Raw genomic sequence first — 17,546 nt, 5'->3', positions numbered from 1 at the left:
CATGAAAAAAAGAATTACCGGAATAATAATAACCTTACTGTTATTAACAACAATCATAATAGGTGGTAGCTTTTACATGTTAAGCTTTTCGCTGAAACCCGATTTTCCAAAAGATGAAGCAAGTGCCTATAAAGATATGTTCTCCACTTATCCGTTTCTTGAGCAGTGGGTTGATAGCCTTAATGCTGTTTCGGCACTAAAAGGAATGTCGATATTGAATAAAGATGGCAGGCACCTGAATGCCTACTATATTGCCGCCCCGCAAGCTACAGATAAAACAGCTGTAATTGTACACGGATATACCGATAGTGCCATCCGGATGTTAATGATTGGCTACATGTATAACCACGATTTAGGGTATAACATCCTCCTGCCCGATCTTCAATATCATGGTTTTAGCGATGGTACAGCTATACAAATGGGATGGAAAGACCGTTTAGATGTACTCGAATGGATGGATATAGCCAATGATCTGTATGACAATACCCAAATGGTTGTTCATGGAATATCTATGGGAGCAGCAACAACCATGATGGTATCGGGCGAGGAACTACCACCTTACGTAAAATGTTTTGTTGAAGATTGTGGTTACACAAGCGTTTGGGATCAATTTTCGAAAGAGTTAAAAGAGCAGTTCGGCATTCCTGCATTTCCTTTAATGTACACAGCCAGTTGGCTCTGTGATGTAAAGTATGGATGGGATTTTAAAGAAGCCTCAGCAATAGAACAAGTGAAAAAATGCCAACTCCCCATGTTCTTTATCCATGGTGATGCCGACGGCTATGTTCCTACCCGAATGGTGTATCCCTTGTACGAAGCCAAATCCAATCCCAAAGAGCTATGGGTTGTACCAGGTGCAGCACATGCTGTTTCGTATCGAGACAATCCACAGGAATATACTACAAGAGTTAAATCGTTCGTCGATAAATACATATTAAATTGAAAATTATGATACTTCAATCGTAAAATCGTAAATAATATGTTTCTTTTGATTCTGATAATACCTTTTATACCTGCTATTATTTTTCTGATATTAGACGCTTATGTGACAAGAGAAGGTAATCGTTGTTCCCATTGCAATAAATACAAATGGAAATGCAAAAGTAACCGACTGGTTACAATAGACGGAGCACAAGTCGAAGAGATTATTTATGTGTGTCGCAATTGCGGATACGAGAAGAAAAGAATCAAAAGACCCTACAGCAGGAGCTACAACGGATATAGCTCGAGAGGCTGGAATGGTGGAAGAGCATTTGGAGGCGGTGGTTATAGCCGTCGATGGAAAGATAAACGTTAATCATCCAAAGACAGCAATCCCTCCGGTAAATCAACTGTAAGTGTTCGATGCATCTTGTCTATCTCTACAATAAACTCTTCTTGCGCAGGAATTAATAATTCCTTTCCCTGATAATCCACTACAAAAAGTACATTCTGGGTAGATTCATCAACATCTGTAAGTTTCCCTAAATTGCCAGCCTGAATGTCTGTAACATGAAAACCCTTAAAGAAGTTCCAGGTAAGATCTTCATCTGCAGTTTGCTCATCTACAAATTTAACCGGAAAATAAACGTCGATGTTAGTAAACATCCGAGCCTTCTCGGCAGTTTCAATGCCCTCTAGCTTTATTAATGCGGTAGTGTCGGAGCGAAAACGGTACTCCTCAATAAAGAAAGGTACAAAGATGCCATCGAGTAAACACACCAGATAGTCGTTATCTACCCGGTCGAATATATCATCGGTAAAAGTAAACGAAAGCTCCCCATGAATACCATGGGGCTTATTGAACATTCCTATTTTATATACTTCTTCTTCTCTGATCATAATCTGGTAATTCTGGCGCCGATAGCATTTAAACGGCCCTCAATGTTTTGGTAGCCACGGTCTATCTGTTCGATATTGTTAATACAACTAACACCTTCTGCGCTCATAGCGGCAATTAACAAAGCAATACCAGCGCGAATGTCGGGCGAACTCATTGTGCCTCCTCGCAAAGTAAACTTATGGTCGTGCCCAATTACCACTGCCCGGTGCGGATCGCACAATATAATCTGTGCTCCCATATCAATCAGTTTATCAACAAAGAACAGTCGGCTTTCAAACATTTTCTGGTGTATCAACACACTGCCTTTTGCCTGAGTGGCAACAACAAGAATTACGCTAAGCAGGTCGGGGGTTAGTCCGGGCCAGGGAGCATCGGCAATGGTCATTATTGAACCATCCATAAAGGAGTCTATCTCGTAAGATGCTTGTGCAGGAATATAAATATCATCACCCCTTTGCTCCATCTTAATACCTAAGCGACGGAAGCTTTCGGGAATAATGCCGAGGTTATCGTATGATACATTTTTAATAGTCAACTCACTACCAGTCATAGCTGCCATACCAATAAAGCTACCAACTTCAATCATATCGGGCAGAACTGTGTGATGGGTGCCATGCAAACTTTCTACACCTTCAATGGTAAGCAGATTAGAAGCTATACCGCTGATTTTAGCTCCCATGGCATTCAACATCTTACAAAGCTGTTGCAAGTAAGGCTCGCAGGCTGCATTATAGATGGTTGTTGTGCCTTTGGCAAGTACAGCTGCCATTACAATGTTTGCGGTTCCGGTTACCGAGGCTTCATCTAACAACATAGATGCTCCGGTAAGCTGATTGGCTGTAATCTCAAAAACTCCTCTATCTCTGTTGTAATTAAACTGTGCACCAAGGTTTTGGATACCTACAAAATGCGTATCAAGGCGGCGACGACCTATCTTATCGCCTCCGGGTTTAGAGATCAATGCTTTTTTGAAGCGAGCCACCATAGGGCCAAGTAACATTACCGATCCGCGCAGACTGGAACATTTTTTGAGGAACTCATCACTTTCCAGAAACTCCATATCAATGGATGCTGCTTTGAAAGTATATGTGTCTACTTCATCCTTTGTTACGGTTACCCCCATATCACGCATGAGTTGAATGAGGTTATTTACATCCAATATATCGGGTATGTTTTTAACTGTTACTTCTTCTGCTGTAAGTAATGTGGCACAAATTATCTGAAGAACTTCGTTCTTCGCACCTTGCGGATAGATATCACCACTTAGTTTGTGCCCACCTTCGATAATAAATGAAGCCATTGTTTAAAGTATTTGAGTGGAGAATTGTAAGAAAGTAGTAAGAATTAAGTAGTAAGTAGTAAGAATCCATGCGGCATCGTATTCTTACTACTTAATTCTTACATGCGGCATCGTATTCTTACTACTTAATTCTTACTACTTAATTCTTAACTTTACCTCCTTTTATTATTATAAGCATGCCCGTGATTATTATTTTGTCGTGGCCGACGATTCACTGCCTGACGTGCTTCCATCAGATAAAGAATATCATCGGTAAGTACAAGTTTGCCGCCGGAGTACTCCATAAGGTCATCAAATATTTTTTTATCTTCTACCGTATCTTTGTTCCATGCCATATAATCTTTGCGCATGTGGTTGGCAATCAGGGCAATCAGGTTGTTCTTTTCATCGCCTTCGGGATACTCGCATGCTTTCTTTATCAGCACTTCCAATGTGCGTCCGTAGTGACGGTAGCGGATGCGGGTGTTTGAGTAAGGAAGTACATCGGGGCGTTTATTCATGTTCTCTTTCTGAACGATTTCGTAAGGATAATCAATTTCCAGTTTAAAATCGGACATAATAGCTAAATGGTCCCAAAGTTTATGCTTAAAATCGGGCACGTCTCTCAGGTGAGGGAACATATTACCCATGATATTAATAATTGTATTGGCGCATCTTTGACGCTCTGCTCTATCCTCGATGGTTAATGCAAAATCAACCATGTTCTGGATGCTTCTGCCGTATTCGGGTAATGGCAATCTTTTTTGTTGTGTATTATATAACATATTTTTTAGTTATGAGTTTTGAGTTATGAGTTATGAGTAATGAGTTTTGAGTTATTAAGACCACTCAAAACTCATAACTCATAACTCATAACTTTTGTTTTGGTACAGTAGCTATAAATTCTTTTAAATAAAAGGGTTCGAAATATGCAACGTCTTTGAAATCTTTATTAGCCATAGCTTTCTCGGCCAAGGGAAACATCATTTGGGCTAACGGATGGATATCATCAATAAAGTGAGCATTGGGGTGTGTAATCTGTTCTTTACATTTGGCTGCTCCGTTTCCGAAGAAGTAAACCGGGTGCTTTTCCAGGTATTCCAGGTAAGAGGTTTCGTCTATTATATCGGCCGAGATTGCACGTTCTACATTGAGTGCTTTATTGTAAAGGGCAGCATAAACTTCCATTCTGCGGGCATCAATCATCGGACAAAGAAGGGCATCGTCCGGTAACTCATGATAAAGCAACACTGGTACACTAAGAACTTCCAGCGTAGGAAGGCCGATAAGTGGCAAATCGCGCCCGTAACAAATACCTTTAGCCATAGATACACCAATACGTAATCCGGTGTACGAGCCAGGACCGCAACTAACGGCAACCGCATCGAGAGGAATACCGCAACTGTCGACAAAAGACAGGGCCTCATCAATAAACACACCTAACAATACGTTGTGTGATGGACCGTTAAAATCTTCTTTGACAAAAATAGTATGAGCATCCTGACTTACAGCAACCGAGCAGACCGAGGTTGAAGTCTCAATATGTAAAATGCACGACATATATTTGGGGTTATAATTGTGCAAAGATACGTATAATTACGAAAAAACTTATACTTTTGCAAAAACTAATTATTTATGATCGTATCAATGACTGGTTATGGTAAAGCTATAGCCGAACTGCCTGACAAAAAAGTTATTATTGAAATAAAGTCTCTGAATAGTAAAGCAATGGATTTGTTTACCCGCATAGCGCCGGCTTACAGGGAAAAAGAAATGGAATTGCGTAACGAAATATCGAAAATTCTTGAAAGAGGAAAAGTAGATTTAAGCTTGTGGGTAGAGAAAAAAGATACTGCCGATGCTGCTCCAAAAATAAATCAAAGCTTACTGGAAGGGTACTATAAGCAAATCAACGAAATATCTGCAAACCTGGGAATTGCTTTACCCGAAGAACATTGGTTTCCTACCCTTTTAAGAATGCCTGATGTAATGAGTAAACAAGAAATTCAGGAACTTAGCGATGAAGAATGGAAAGTTGTACACAACGGTGTTACCGAGGCTTTGAACCAGCTTACCGATTTTAGGAAACAGGAAGGAAAAGCTTTAGAGAATAAATTCCGCGAAAAAATAACCAGCATATATCAACTCTTGGAAGACGTAGCTCCTTATGAGAAAGAACGTGTTGATAAGATAAGAGAACGTATTTGCGAAGCACTGGAAAAAACAATCTCGGTTGATTATGATAAGAACCGCCTTGAACAGGAACTTATTTATTATATCGAGAAACTGGATATTAATGAAGAGAGACAACGCCTTACCAACCACCTGAAATATTTCATCAGCACAATGGAAGGCAACCCGGGACAAGGAAAGAAACTTGGATTCATTGCACAGGAAATGGGCCGTGAAATCAATACACTGGGAAGTAAATCGAATCATGCTGAAATGCAAAAGATTGTAGTTCAGATGAAGGATGAACTGGAACAGATTAAAGAACAGGTTTTGAATGTAATGTAATTTTAGTTTGATATGGGAAAAGTTCTTATATTTTCGGCACCATCGGGTTCGGGCAAATCTACCTTAATTAATTATTTGCTTACGCAGAATCTTAATCTGGCATTTTCAATCTCGGCAACAAGCCGTGCACCTCGTGGTGAAGAAGTACATGGAAAGGAATATTATTTCCTCACGCCCGACGAATTTAAAACGCGTATCGAAGATGGGCATTTTCTGGAGCATGAAGAGGTTTATGAAAACTGTTTTTATGGAACTCTCAAAGCGCCGGTAGAGGACTTGTTGCAGGAAGGTAAAAATGTGGTTTTCGATGTAGATGTGATTGGTGGTGTGAATATTAAAAAACACTTTGGTAATCGTGCGCTGGCTATATTTGTACAACCGCCTTCGGTTGAAGAATTGCGCAAACGATTAACCGGACGCGGAACGGATACTCCCGAAGTTATTGAAAAGCGAATCCGGAAAGCGGAGTTTGAATTAGGTTTTGCCAATCAGTTCGATGCCATTATTGTTAACGATGACCTCGAAAAAGCTAAAGCGGAGATTTTAAAGGTAGTAAAAGAATTTATATAGTTGAGAGTTGAGAGTTGAAAGTTGAGAGTTACCATGCGGAATCAAAACTTTCAACTTTCAACTTTCAATCTTAATTATAGTGACATGGAAAACTCTCAACTCTCAACTCTCAACTCTCAACTAACAAAAACGGGAATTCTTGGTGGTACTTTCAACCCGATTCATATTGGACATTTGGCGCTTGCCAATTATCTGTGCGAATTTACCGAGCTAGACGAGTTATGGTTTATGGTAAGCCCACAAAACCCGATAAAGGATGCAAGCAATTTTTTATCGGATAATGAACGGCTGGAACTGGTAAGGGTTGCAGTAAAAGACTATCCCAAATTCAAGGTTTCCGACTTTGAATTTTCACTTCCCCGTCCTTCTTATACTATCAATACACTGGATAAACTCAAAGAAGAATATCCCGACCGGGAATTTTATCTCATTATGGGGGCCGATAACTGGAATTCTATTCATCGGTGGAAAGAGGCTAGACGGCTTATGGAACAACACAATATTCTTGTTTATCCCCGTCCCGGATATGCTTTGTATAACGATTATTTTCCTCCAAAAACCAAAGCAATCAATGCACCGCTACTGGACATAAGTTCTACTTTTATACGGGAGGCCATTGCGAAAGGGAAAGATGTTAGGTACTTTTTGCACCCTGAGGTGTATCGGTTGCTGAAAAAAGATTAATTATATTTCACCACAGAGTTCACAGAGTTACACAGAGTTCTAAATACGATGCCGCATGGAAGTTTAAAACTCTGTGTAACTCTGTGTCCTCTGTGGTGAAATATAATTATTTTTCATTCGCAAACATCGGATCCCATGCCGGCAAACGAACTGCTTTTTGTTTGAGGATTTTTGTTACCTTATTGGTTATATACTTTTTGTTCACTACCAAACGGAACATATATTCATCGAACCATTTGTCTGTCATTATCAAGTGTCCGTTGTTAGCTCCAGGTCCCCAACTGTTTTCTACCATCCATTTTTTAGGTTTGTTGTTTGCATCCAAATCAACAGCCATTAATGTCATTGCGTGCGATGAACCACTGGCAAATGTTTGTATCCGTTGCTTTTTATCCATCCCGAATGTAGTGCCAAACAGTGAATCATAGTCGTAATAATCTACATCGAGCACACCTCTGTCGCGATCGAAGAATTTACCCACATCGCACGAGAAGTACATCATTGTATTATCTTTTATTGAACTGATAGCCATTTCTTTGATCTCTTCGATGGGCAGATTTACATACGTCCAGTTTTTACCATCGTAACGGTGGCGATCAAAATCTATTTCGTAAAGCTTATAATATTCGCGCGAGGGATCATTCATTAGCATTACATAATCGTTCTCAATATCTCCCTCAATGTATTCTTTGAAGAAAGAAATAGGCGTATATTCTTTTGTTTCAACAGGTTCGCCTTTTGAATTTTTACGTGTCCATGTAAATGTTGCAGGAGGTTCGCCCAGGTTTAAAACCAGCATCCGGTAAATAGTGCCCAGCATTTCGGTTTTATTCTTTTCGAGTGCAGTTACTTTATCTCCTTTTGCAGCTTGCTCGCGAAGTTGCAATCCAAACTCCTTTAGTTTCAAACCAATGAGGTTAGACATCCGTGCGGTGCTTTCGCTACTGTTGGTTTCAACCATAACCTCGGCAGGAACCACTCCGTATTTTGTGAGGATATCAAACACACCTGTAAATTGCCCGCCATCGCTCAATGCATTTTTAAAAAGCCATTCTACAGTCCGGTCGTCCATAGGTTTATCGTGGGTATCAATGATTCCCTGCAAAAAGAGATTTGCTTTTTCCAGCTGATCCCAAAAGAAAGAATAGTTGGTAGAAAAACGAAAATCGCCCATATCGTATTTGGCTATCATTTGTGCCCGGAATACATTTAATCCGGTGAAAAGCCAACAACGACCAGACGACTTTTGGTTGGTGATACCTTTACTATTCACTTTATGCGAGAAGTATGTATCGAAGTTGTTTTTGCTATCGGCGTTTACTGCCAATGAATTTATATTGTTGTTGCTGATTGCATTGCGGATTGCTTTATCGGCAGGCGTTTCGTTGTACGATTGCCGTATCTGATCGAGCATTCCGGGAGTAATTCCTCCTTTTGATTGTTGTCCATAAACAGATAATGAGAGCCCAACAGTAGCAACCACTATCCAGATTTTGCTTTGTTTCATATCACAGTAGTTTTAGATGTTTCCCTACAAAGGTACATCTTTCTCTGTGGATAGTTTTGATTTACTTTGTTTTTTAACTCCGGGGGTCTTTGCTTTTTTCTTACTTTTGGTTTTCTCTGCATCGGCAGCATCGGCCCAAAGTGAAAGTAGAATGTAATACATAACAGATGGATTTGAAGGATTTATATTTCAAGAATGGAAGGAGTTAAAGGGAGTTATCAGGAGCTTTGCTCCTTAGGAGTTATAGCTTTAAGATACTTCAGAGCATCTAAAGCTTTAACTCCTTTAACTCCTAGCGAAGCGATAACTCCTTCCATTCTGGAAATATGTTTTGTTTTAGAATCGGTAAGCTACACCCAGTGATACTCTTTGTGGTAACATAGTTGCATCATCTTTACCTTCATCGAGCGAATCAATGATACCTATTTTATAAGATGCGTTAATGGAAATTCTGTTCGGAAATTCATAACCAACCTGTGTACCAAAACCAAAGTCGAAACGTTTTAAAGCATCATTCTTATACAGTTTATACTCAGGGTCTTTGTAACGTGCACTAAAACCGTATCCTATATATGGGCCTACAGCTGCATAGAAACGACTGTTGTTTGCGGTGTACCATTGTCCCATGGCATATACAGGAATCTCCATGCCCCAGTAATCAAAGTCTCGTTTACCTTTTCCTTTATCCTTAAATTCGGAAGTCCGGAAATTAATCAGCAGTTCGGGCTGAATGGCGAAATTCTTTGTTATATCCCATTTGGCAAATCCGCCAACACTAAAACCAATTCCCATATTGCTACTCATATTATCCATATCGGATAAAATATAGTTGGACATTGTAGCGTCGGCCTTTACACCATAACTAATATTCTGAGCGTTAACCTGACTTGCTCCAAGTCCTAAAACTACCATTACACTTAATATTACCTTTTTCATAACTCTCTTTTTTAAAAATTAAACTTCTATTGAAAAACTATTTCTTTTTGTTTCTGCAACAAAGATATGAGGTAATATGAAGCAGTTATAGAAGAAAGATACCGGAGTGACTAAATTGAGGACCGAAGTGAACTGGAGGTAGATGCAAGTTGAAAGGAGGTAAAGTAGTTGGTAGTTTTTAATTTCTATGCAGCATTGAATCTTAAACTCTGCGAAACTCTGCGTACTCTGCGGTTAAAAAAGAATAGTTAAATCAGAGCTTAACAGCCCCTCTACCTCACTCTACCTCCTTTTACCTCACTTTCAATAAACCGTTGTTGAATAACAGATCTCACGCACCGAAATAGCAACCATGTACATGCCCTGTTTAAGCTCACGCACCGCCCTGAGGCATTTTAATATTTGGTTATTAAACATTCTGGGTATATTGATTCGCCGCATGCGATTTTACCTTACCAAAGGCAATAAAGTAAAAATTGGCGGATTGGGTACTTTCCACCTTACCTTCCACAACAAAGGTACCGAGGAGGAAAATCATTTTGCGGTATTGGGTAAGAATCCGCTCCAGGATTGTACGATCCGCTTCAAAGTAACTACAAAGGAAATCAAAAAAAGGCTGAATCCCAAACGAGGGGTTCAGCCTAAATTTTTAGCACAAAGGAAAGTTTACCGGACAGCAATATTTTTTCTATAAGTCCTTCGCTTCCCATAACTAAGAATTAAAATTCAGTATCTTCATAAAACAGAAAAGGGCTGCGATTTAAAAAGTAAACCACAGCCCTTTTTTGCATGTTCTTAATTGTCCGATTATTCCCGTTTACGGTAGATGTAATAGGGGACGAACAGATATTTGAGGATGTTTTTGCAGACTTTCAGTAGCTTCATCCTTTAATAACCTCTACCACCTTCCTTATATCATCATTTGTTAGTGTAGGACCTGATGGCAAACACAAACCAATATCAAACAAATGTTCACTAGTACCATTTCCATAGAACGGAGCATTGGCAAACACTGGTTGAAGGTGTAAGGGCTTCCACAGAGGACGGGTTTCTATGTTCGCTGCATCCATTGCCAAACGGATATCTTCGCGTGTTTTTCCTGCTTTTGCCGGATCAACTAATATACAGGTAAGCCAGAAGTTTGATTTATAATTCTCACTAGGATTCTGCATTACATTTACTCCGGGAACATCTTTCAATAATTCAGTGTACAGATCATGTATCTCTCTGCGGCGAGCGATATGTTCTTCGAGAACAAACATTTGTCCGCGTCCGATGCCTGCGCAAATATTACTCATCCGGTAGTTATAGCCAACTTTCGAGTGTTGGTAATGAGGTGCGTTGTCTCTGGCCTGCGTTGCATAGAACTTGGTTTGTTTGGCTTCTTCTTCGGTACGGCAGATCAACGCTCCTCCACCGGATGTGGTAATCATCTTGTTTCCGTTAAAGGAAAGAACTCCGAGTTCACCAAATACGCCACAATTGCGATTGTTAAGTGTAGAACCGAGGGCTTCTGCAGCATCTTCCAATACAGGTATATCATAGCGATTGGCTATGGCCATTATCTCATCCATCTTTGCAGGCATTCCATATAAGTGCACAGGAATAATTGCTTTTGGCAATTTTCCTGTTTTGCGAAGGCGGTCTTTTATGGCTTCTTCCAAAAGCACCGGATCCATATTCCATGTGTCCCTTTCGCTATCAACAAAAACAGGGGTCGCTTCCAGATAGGCGATAGGGTTGGCCGAGGCAGCAAAGGTAAAACTTTGGCAGATTACTTCGTCACCCGGTTGTACACCCATAAGAACAAGTCCAAGGTGAATGGCAGCTGTTCCGGAGGATAATGCAACGCAGTTGAGAGTTGAGAGTTGTGAGTTATGAGTTAAAAAATCGCTTAGCGATTTTTCGAAAGCGTCAACGTTGGGACCCAAGGGGACTACCCAGTTGGTGTCGAAGGCTTCTTTTATGAATTCCTGCTCGTGGCCACTCATGTGGGCAAGGGAGAGGTAGATACGGTTATTCATTGGGTTGATATTAATTTGTTTTTAGGCAAAACATGCATTCCTCTTTTTATATTTCCTTTCTTTGGAATGTAATATTTGTTATCTTCTCTTTTTAACACAGTAGAATCAATCAGGACAGGTGGTTTGAACGAAAACAAATTAGAGTCAATATTATCAAAACCAAACTTACAAATATATACAGAATCGACTTGTTTATGCAATTCATAAATATCTAAAAAGTCCTCGGGGAGTTGAACAAGTGCCCTATCTTTTATACTATCTTCAAATATTACTCCTGAAAACAGATATTGATGATACATACCAATTGAGGACTCTTGTGCTTTTACATTTACAATACCTAATGGAGGCTCGTTCAGAGCTTCTTTTATTATTTTTTGATTACTTCTCCCTATACTTGTCCACCATTTCGAATTAACCAATATTGCATCATACGGAACTGGGATTGGAATTTCAATAAACTTCAAAGAATCTTTATCTTTCAGACTTTCGAAATCTTCATTGCTCAAAAAACCAATTGTTGATGAATTCTTTTTAACTGAATCAATCATAGCTTTCCTTGATTCTTTTAGGAATCTGAAATCACCATTTTCTGGATTTATTTGTCTTTCCAACAAAAAAACTTTTGGAAAGATAGATGAAGAGGTAGAATATGAATCTTCGTTTAAGATGATGGTTTTAATCCCTTTCTGATTTAAATAAGACTTCAAATCAAAAAGAATACTATCATTCAGATTTATTTTATCATTATGTAATATCCCTGCTTTATACACTTCTTTAAGTCCATGTTTCTTATACCCGATTTCCTTAAATTTATCAGCATTAAAACAGTGATTATTAAGTGCGTTTTCATGATCTGGCAACTTTCTATTTTTCAAAAGAGCGTAAATTCCTTGTGAAACAAATGCAATGTGTACATCCTTTTTTTCCAGATCATTCAATACATTCACATAATTTCCATTAGCAATGGATGGATAAAGTCGATATGCTGATCTTTGTTTTCTTAAATAATTATTTGCCCCTTTCAACAATATCAAGTTCCGATCTTCAAGGGTTTCTTTATCGCTAACCTGATAGGGGGCATATCCCACCATAAGTTCGCTTACATTTAGATTGCGTGTTTGTAAGCTATAGTGACCAAATACAAGAGTCAATACTACACTTACTATTCCAATTATAAAAGAGGTATGGGGATGTTTTACTATTAATCCTAAAATACGACTTATTGAAGATCGGAATAGCCTCATTCTTTCATTTTTTTGGTAGAATTTGTTTTTACAGCATCACTAATCAACTCTGATATTTTATCTCTTGTTGTTTGGCTGTTTTTTTGCAATCTATTCAAAATTTCATCTATCTCTTTCTTTTTTCGTTCCAGTTCCAAAATCTCTATCCTACTCATCAATTCAATATCCTTCAACCTAGAGTATATATTGATGTCTATTTCCATTTCTTTTTTCTTGCAAAGCATAAACATCAACAAACTAGCTGAGGTCATTAACAGGAAACAAATATGAGGGAGAATGAGATATAAGCGACATTCAAAACAGAGTGTTTCAGCCTTTGAATGATGACACTCGAATGTGTAATCAAAAAAAATATAGAAGCCAATAATAAAAGCGATCCAGAAAAAGCCGGACCATGCGGCGCAGTTTGCCCAGAATTTGTGTTTCATGAGAATTGGAGGTTTGAACGAAAGATAATCTAAAACTCTTTACCCAGTATGGTATATAGAATGATTTTTATATCAAGATAAAACGACCAATTATCCAAATAAAACAAATTAATTTTCACCTTATCTGGGAAGAGAATCTCATCATTATATTTTTGAGGATCATCTTGTTGTGCTAAAATTTCTTCTTCATTTCTATATTTAAGACTGGCTGGGCCTGTTATCCCAGGCTTTAACTGAAGTATTCTTCTACTATCACCTTCTAATTTGTCAGCGTAACCAGGGACATCTGGACGGGGACCAACAAAACTCATGTCTCCGATTAAGACATTCCATAATTCAGGTAATTCATCCAGTTTATATTTTCTTAGTTTTGCCCCTAAAGGGGTAATTCTTTTTTCTCCTTTTACTGAAATTGAACTTCCATGATGAGATATGTTCATTGAACGGAACTTATACATAGTAAATAGTTTCCCATACTGACCAATTCTTTTTTGCTTGAATATGATAGGACCATTAGGCATTTTTATACGGATCAACAGTGCAATAATAGCCAAAAGAGGAAAAATGAGAATTAACCCCAATAAGGAAAATAGTCGATCAAAAATAAATTTGAATATCATTTCTTTGTTTTATAAGCATTAAACACAATATTTATCAGCCCAACAAAAGAACCACAGCCATAAGATATGTGTAAAACAGTAAAAGCAGTAAAGAGATAAAAGAAGTTAGTGTTTTTTGTAATTCTTATATTTAGGCTAATTAGTGTTATCAAAACTATATATATTAAAACACTAAGGAGTGATAAATATATAAAAGGAGAATAGAATAGAGATAATATGAAAGGAATAAAAATTGAAAGAATAAAAAGTAGTGGGATAAAATGTCGCAATGATAAAGATTTCAATGTTCTTGTATAAAATACAGTTAAAACATTCCATTTACCATTATTATAATTGTTTCTTGATATTCCACTAAAATCTTCTCTTGCATAATAAGTACAATATGTATCAGGAACTAAATATATTTTCCCCTTCCCCCGTAGTATCCTTTTGTTTAATTCAATATCTTGATTTCTTATTAATCTAGTATCATAATATCCATACTTATCAAAAACATTTCTTCGCCAACAACCAAAAGGTACAGTATCCACTTTCTGTATGTCATTGACTCCTAATCTGAAAGTGGAATTACCTACACCAAATCTATTGCTTAACACTTCCTTTATTGCTATAGATTTTGGTGTTTTATTTAATACATCTGTTTTACAAGGTACACCAACATTATCAGCATCTAATTCAACTAACTTTTTAACTAAAACAGAAAAATAATTAGAGGGATAAACAGAGTGTGCATCGATCCTAATAATAACATCACCATGAGAAACCTTGATCCCTATATTCATAGCAATAGGAACTATTTTGTCTGGATTGTTTTCTATTTTGATAAAAGGATATTTACTTATGTATTCTGATATTATTTGTCGCGTATTATCTTCACTGTTGCCATCTACAAATATCACTTCCATTTCACTTTGAGGAAAATCTTGTTGTAAGATTGATTCTATACAAGTACGAATATATTTTTCCTCATTTAAAGTAGGACAAATTATTGATATCATAATAGTGCGCTAAATAATATTTCAATTGGATGGTAAGCCTTTCTACCTGTACCATCTGTGATTTGTTGTCTACAACTTGTTCCTGGAGCCGAAATTATTGTTTTACTATCAGCTTTGCGTATTGTAGGAAATAATGTGTTTTCTCCAATATGCATAGATAAACTATAGTGTTCTTTCTCAAACCCAAAAGAACCAGCCATACCACAACAACCAGAAGGCACTATATTTACATGATAATTCTGAGGTAATGAAAGCATTATTTGTGAAGGTTCGATTGATGCCAATGTTTTTTGGTGACAATGCCCATGCAACAATATATAGGCTTCCACATCCGTAAATTGTTTTTTTGTAATATTACCTCTATTAATTTCTCTAACGATAAACTCATCATATAACAAACATTTTTCTGATATTTTTTTTGCATTTTCTTTCAAATCATCACTCACTAAACTCAAGTATTCATCCCTAAATGATAATATACAAGAAGGCTCAATGCCTACAAAAACAGAATCATTTTCTAATTCTTCAGATAATAATGCTATATTTTTTTCTGCAATTTTTCGTGCTTTTTTTAAGAATCCTTTAGATAATTCTGTTCTTCCACTCTCTGTATGTTTAGGTATTATTACCGAATATCCTAATTTGTACAATAATAATATAAATGTTTTTCCGATTTCAACATCTACATAATTAGTGAATTCATCTGCAAACAAATAGACTACTGCTATCGGCTCTTTAATTTCACCGTTTTTCTTAATGAATGACTTGTGCCACTTTCGCAATGTTATATTTGACAGCCTAGGTAGATCTCTCTGTGAAGCAAATCTCAGTGTTCTTTTTAAAATGTTAGAAAAAAAATGATTTGATATAAAAAAATTATATACACATGGAAAAAAACTTCCTATTTGTTGTATCTTTGTTATATTAGCTATTAACAGAGAACGCATTGGTGCTCTGGAAATTTCATAATGATGTTGGTAGTACTCGGCTTTAAATCTAGTCATATCTATATTAGAAGGACATTCTGACTTACAAGCTTTGCATGAAATACAAGTATCTAACACTTCTAAGATATCAGGGTGATTGAAGATGACTTTATTTTGATCTGTTATTAGTAATTCTCGTAATATATTTGCCCTAGCACGAGTCACATTCTTTTCGTTACGAGTAGCTCTGAAAGTAGGGCACATGGTTCCTGCAAACAATTCTGATTTACGACAATCTCCTGATCCATTACATTGTTCTATTGCAGTTAGCCATTTTTTTTGTGAACCATAATCAAAATACGTTTGTATATCTAGTTTTTTGTTTACATATCGAAGACAATCATCCATAGGAGGTGTGTCAACAATTTTACCTGGATTAAACAGTTTTTCTGGATCCCATATTCTTTTTATTTTTTTAAATAATCCATAAACTTCATTTCCATATAAAATAGGTAAAAACTCCCCACGCAATCTGCCATCACCATGCTCTCCACTTAAAGAACCGCGATGCTTTTTTACCAACATAGCTGTTTCTTCTGCTACTGTTCTAAACAATTTTCTGTCATGTTCTTCTTTCAAATTTAATATTGGCCGAAGATGTAACTCACCAGTACTTATATGGGCATGATATACGCAGTCTAAATGGTATTTGTCAAGCATTTTTTTGAAGTCGCTCATATAAGCAGGAAGTCGATAAGGAGCAACAGCTGTATCTTCTATTACAGAAACAGGTTTGGCATCACCAGACATACCAGATAATAACCCTAAACCAGCTTTTCTTAATGACCACACTTTATTGATATCTTTTCCATAAATACGAGGAAAATGGTAACCATAACAATGCGTGTGCATATCCTTTTCAATATTGCTTGCTTTAGTGTCTAGTTGTTCTCTTGTTTCCTCGGCCAACTCGACCATCAAAATAGCTGCAGGATTTCCTTTAATAAAGAAGCGATTGGCGCTCTGTGAAAGATTTTTCTTGCTGAGTTCAAGAATATTATGGTCCATCAACTCAATAGCAACTGGATTATGCTTCAGCGCAACGAGATTGGCCTCAAATGCTTCATTTAAGGTAGAGCAATGAATACAAACTAAAGCCTTTTCGGAAGGAGGTAGTGGCACCAGATTGAGTTTTAATTCAGTGATAAACGCTAAAGTGCCTTCCGAACCGGCCAACAAATCACATAAATTGAAAGGTTCATCTTTTGCTGTATGAAAACAAGACGAATTTAACAACTTATCAATTGCATATCCAGAGTTCCTTCGCTTTACTTCTGGATCAGGATAATTTGCATAAATTGCCTCCTGATTATGTTTGTTACTGAGTAAGTTTATCAATTGCTTGTAAATTCTCCCCTCAATCGTTGGTAATTCACACTTTTTCTTTACTTCTTCCTCAGATAAACCCTTTAAAAGAATTTCCGTACCATCAAAAAGCATGACTTTGGCCTCTAACAAATGATCACGTGTACTTCCATATATCAAAGAGTGGGATCCACATGAATTATTCCCTACCATGCCACCAATGCAACATCGATTTGCAGTAGATGTCTCAGGCCCAAAAAACAAGCCATAAGGTTTGCAAAACATATTCAATTCATCCAATACAACCCCTGGTTCTACTTTGATCCAATGTTCGTCTACATTTATCTCGATTATTTTATTCAAATATCTGGATATGTCAACGACTAATCCATTTCCGACCACTTGGCCAGCTAATGAAGTACCTGCAGCACGAGGAATAAGAGATATATGGTTGTGACTAGCAAAATCTATCAAGGTTCGTATGTCCGAAACATTCTTTGGACACGCTACACCTAGAGGCATTTCGCGGTAAGCAGACGCGTCTGTAGAATACAAAATACGATGGAGAGAGTCAACATGAATCTCTCCATCAATTTTAAGTTTTTTGATTTTTTTTTGCAACATAT

The 17,546-nt window shown here is 37.5% G+C and carries 19 protein-coding genes; 6 read left to right on the top strand and 13 right to left on the bottom strand.

Translation table 11 applies throughout. From position 1 onward, the window contains the following. Nucleotide 1 precedes the first annotated feature (1 nt). Together D0T85_RS12830 and D0T85_RS12825 are read left to right on the top strand one after the other, a co-directional pair. Nucleotides 2-943, top strand: coding sequence for an alpha/beta hydrolase (locus D0T85_RS12830; RefSeq protein WP_163213842.1), 942 nt, complete (start codon nucleotides 2-4; stop codon nucleotides 941-943). 36 nt (nucleotides 944-979) lie between these two features. Beyond that, the gene (locus D0T85_RS12825) at nucleotides 980-1,297 is read left to right on the top strand and encodes a hypothetical protein (protein ID WP_163213840.1); all 318 of its coding nucleotides are present in this window, start codon (nucleotides 980-982) and stop codon (nucleotides 1,295-1,297) included. Here D0T85_RS12825 and rimM read toward each other — a convergent pair. The 4 genes from rimM to tsaB form a co-directional block, all read right to left on the bottom strand. Then, nucleotides 1,294-1,821 (bottom strand): ribosome maturation factor RimM, encoded by a 528-nt coding sequence (gene rimM / locus D0T85_RS12820; RefSeq protein ID WP_163213838.1) that lies wholly within the window; start codon nucleotides 1,819-1,821, stop codon nucleotides 1,294-1,296. The genes D0T85_RS12825 and rimM overlap by 4 nt on opposite strands. Beyond that, nucleotides 1,818-3,122, bottom strand: a complete 1,305-nt coding sequence (murA, locus tag D0T85_RS12815) for a UDP-N-acetylglucosamine 1-carboxyvinyltransferase (protein WP_163213836.1) — start codon at nucleotides 3,120-3,122, stop codon at nucleotides 1,818-1,820. Before murA ends, rimM begins: the two co-directional genes overlap by 4 nt. A gap of 152 nt (nucleotides 3,123-3,274) precedes the next feature. Beyond that, nucleotides 3,275-3,886 (bottom strand): DUF4290 domain-containing protein, encoded by a 612-nt coding sequence (locus D0T85_RS12810; RefSeq protein WP_163213834.1) that lies wholly within the window; start codon nucleotides 3,884-3,886, stop codon nucleotides 3,275-3,277. Nucleotides 3,887-3,971: 85 nt separating this feature from the next. Further along, nucleotides 3,972-4,661, bottom strand: coding sequence for a tRNA (adenosine(37)-N6)-threonylcarbamoyltransferase complex dimerization subunit type 1 TsaB (gene tsaB / locus D0T85_RS12805; protein ID WP_163213832.1), 690 nt, complete (start codon nucleotides 4,659-4,661; stop codon nucleotides 3,972-3,974). A gap of 75 nt (nucleotides 4,662-4,736) precedes the next feature. Here tsaB and D0T85_RS12800 point away from each other — a divergent pair, with 75 nt between their 5' ends. From D0T85_RS12800 to nadD, 3 genes are all read left to right on the top strand, one after another. After that, the gene (locus tag D0T85_RS12800; protein ID WP_163213830.1) at nucleotides 4,737-5,618 is read left to right on the top strand and encodes a YicC/YloC family endoribonuclease; all 882 of its coding nucleotides are present in this window, start codon (nucleotides 4,737-4,739) and stop codon (nucleotides 5,616-5,618) included. Between the two features lie 12 nt (nucleotides 5,619-5,630). After that, a complete protein-coding gene (gene gmk / locus D0T85_RS12795; protein ID WP_163213828.1) occupies nucleotides 5,631-6,188 on the top strand; it encodes a guanylate kinase in 558 nt (185 codons plus the stop codon). A gap of 84 nt (nucleotides 6,189-6,272) precedes the next feature. Next, a complete protein-coding gene (nadD, locus tag D0T85_RS12790; protein ID WP_163213826.1) occupies nucleotides 6,273-6,872 on the top strand; it encodes a nicotinate (nicotinamide) nucleotide adenylyltransferase in 600 nt (199 codons plus the stop codon). A 106-nt stretch (nucleotides 6,873-6,978) separates the two neighbouring features. Here the strand turns inward: nadD and D0T85_RS12785 are convergent, their stop codons facing one another. The 3 genes from D0T85_RS12785 to D0T85_RS12775 form a co-directional block, all read right to left on the bottom strand. After that, a complete protein-coding gene (locus tag D0T85_RS12785) occupies nucleotides 6,979-8,379 on the bottom strand; it encodes a C1 family peptidase (protein WP_163213824.1) in 1,401 nt (466 codons plus the stop codon). 24 nt (nucleotides 8,380-8,403) lie between these two features. Further along, nucleotides 8,404-8,541, bottom strand: coding sequence for a hypothetical protein (locus tag D0T85_RS12780; RefSeq protein ID WP_163213822.1), 138 nt, complete (start codon nucleotides 8,539-8,541; stop codon nucleotides 8,404-8,406). 174 nt (nucleotides 8,542-8,715) lie between these two features. Beyond that, a complete protein-coding gene (locus D0T85_RS12775) occupies nucleotides 8,716-9,315 on the bottom strand; it encodes a porin family protein (protein WP_163213819.1) in 600 nt (199 codons plus the stop codon). Between the two features lie 352 nt (nucleotides 9,316-9,667). On the opposite strand from D0T85_RS12775, the gene D0T85_RS23205 reads away from it, so the two are divergent. Continuing rightward, a complete protein-coding gene (locus D0T85_RS23205) occupies nucleotides 9,668-10,009 on the top strand; it encodes a hypothetical protein (protein WP_370459959.1) in 342 nt (113 codons plus the stop codon). A gap of 187 nt (nucleotides 10,010-10,196) precedes the next feature. On the opposite strand, the gene D0T85_RS12765 is transcribed toward D0T85_RS23205, so the two are convergent. From D0T85_RS12765 to D0T85_RS12740, 6 genes are all read right to left on the bottom strand, one after another. Continuing rightward, nucleotides 10,197-11,339 carry a DegT/DnrJ/EryC1/StrS aminotransferase family protein gene (locus D0T85_RS12765; protein WP_163213815.1) on the bottom strand — a complete coding sequence of 381 codons (1,143 nt, stop codon included), beginning with the start codon at nucleotides 11,337-11,339 and terminating at the stop codon, nucleotides 10,197-10,199. Then, complete coding sequence (locus tag D0T85_RS12760) at nucleotides 11,336-12,583, bottom strand: hypothetical protein (RefSeq protein ID WP_163213813.1); 1,248 nt, start codon at nucleotides 12,581-12,583, stop codon at nucleotides 11,336-11,338. The genes D0T85_RS12765 and D0T85_RS12760 overlap by 4 nt, the downstream gene beginning before the upstream one ends. Then, nucleotides 12,580-12,786, bottom strand: a complete 207-nt coding sequence (locus tag D0T85_RS12755) for a hypothetical protein (protein ID WP_163213811.1) — start codon at nucleotides 12,784-12,786, stop codon at nucleotides 12,580-12,582. Before D0T85_RS12755 ends, D0T85_RS12760 begins: the two co-directional genes overlap by 4 nt. A gap of 254 nt (nucleotides 12,787-13,040) precedes the next feature. Beyond that, a complete protein-coding gene (locus D0T85_RS12750) occupies nucleotides 13,041-13,631 on the bottom strand; it encodes a sugar transferase (RefSeq protein ID WP_163213809.1) in 591 nt (196 codons plus the stop codon). Continuing rightward, the gene (locus D0T85_RS12745) at nucleotides 13,628-14,629 is read right to left on the bottom strand and encodes a glycosyltransferase family 2 protein (RefSeq protein ID WP_163213807.1); all 1,002 of its coding nucleotides are present in this window, start codon (nucleotides 14,627-14,629) and stop codon (nucleotides 13,628-13,630) included. Before D0T85_RS12745 ends, D0T85_RS12750 begins: the two co-directional genes overlap by 4 nt. Further along, on the bottom strand, nucleotides 14,626-17,544 hold the full coding sequence (locus D0T85_RS12740; RefSeq protein WP_163213805.1) for an FAD-binding and (Fe-S)-binding domain-containing protein: 2,919 nt from the start codon (nucleotides 17,542-17,544) through the stop codon (nucleotides 14,626-14,628). Before D0T85_RS12740 ends, D0T85_RS12745 begins: the two co-directional genes overlap by 4 nt. Between the last annotated feature and the right edge of the window lie 2 nt (nucleotides 17,545-17,546).

The organism is Bacteroides sp. 519 (genome assembly GCF_010500955.1).
GTDB lineage: Bacteria > Bacteroidota > Bacteroidia > Bacteroidales > Bacteroidaceae > Bacteroides.
The sequence above is the reverse complement of the archived record's forward strand: the minus strand, read 5'-3'. Positions and strand labels throughout refer to the sequence as shown.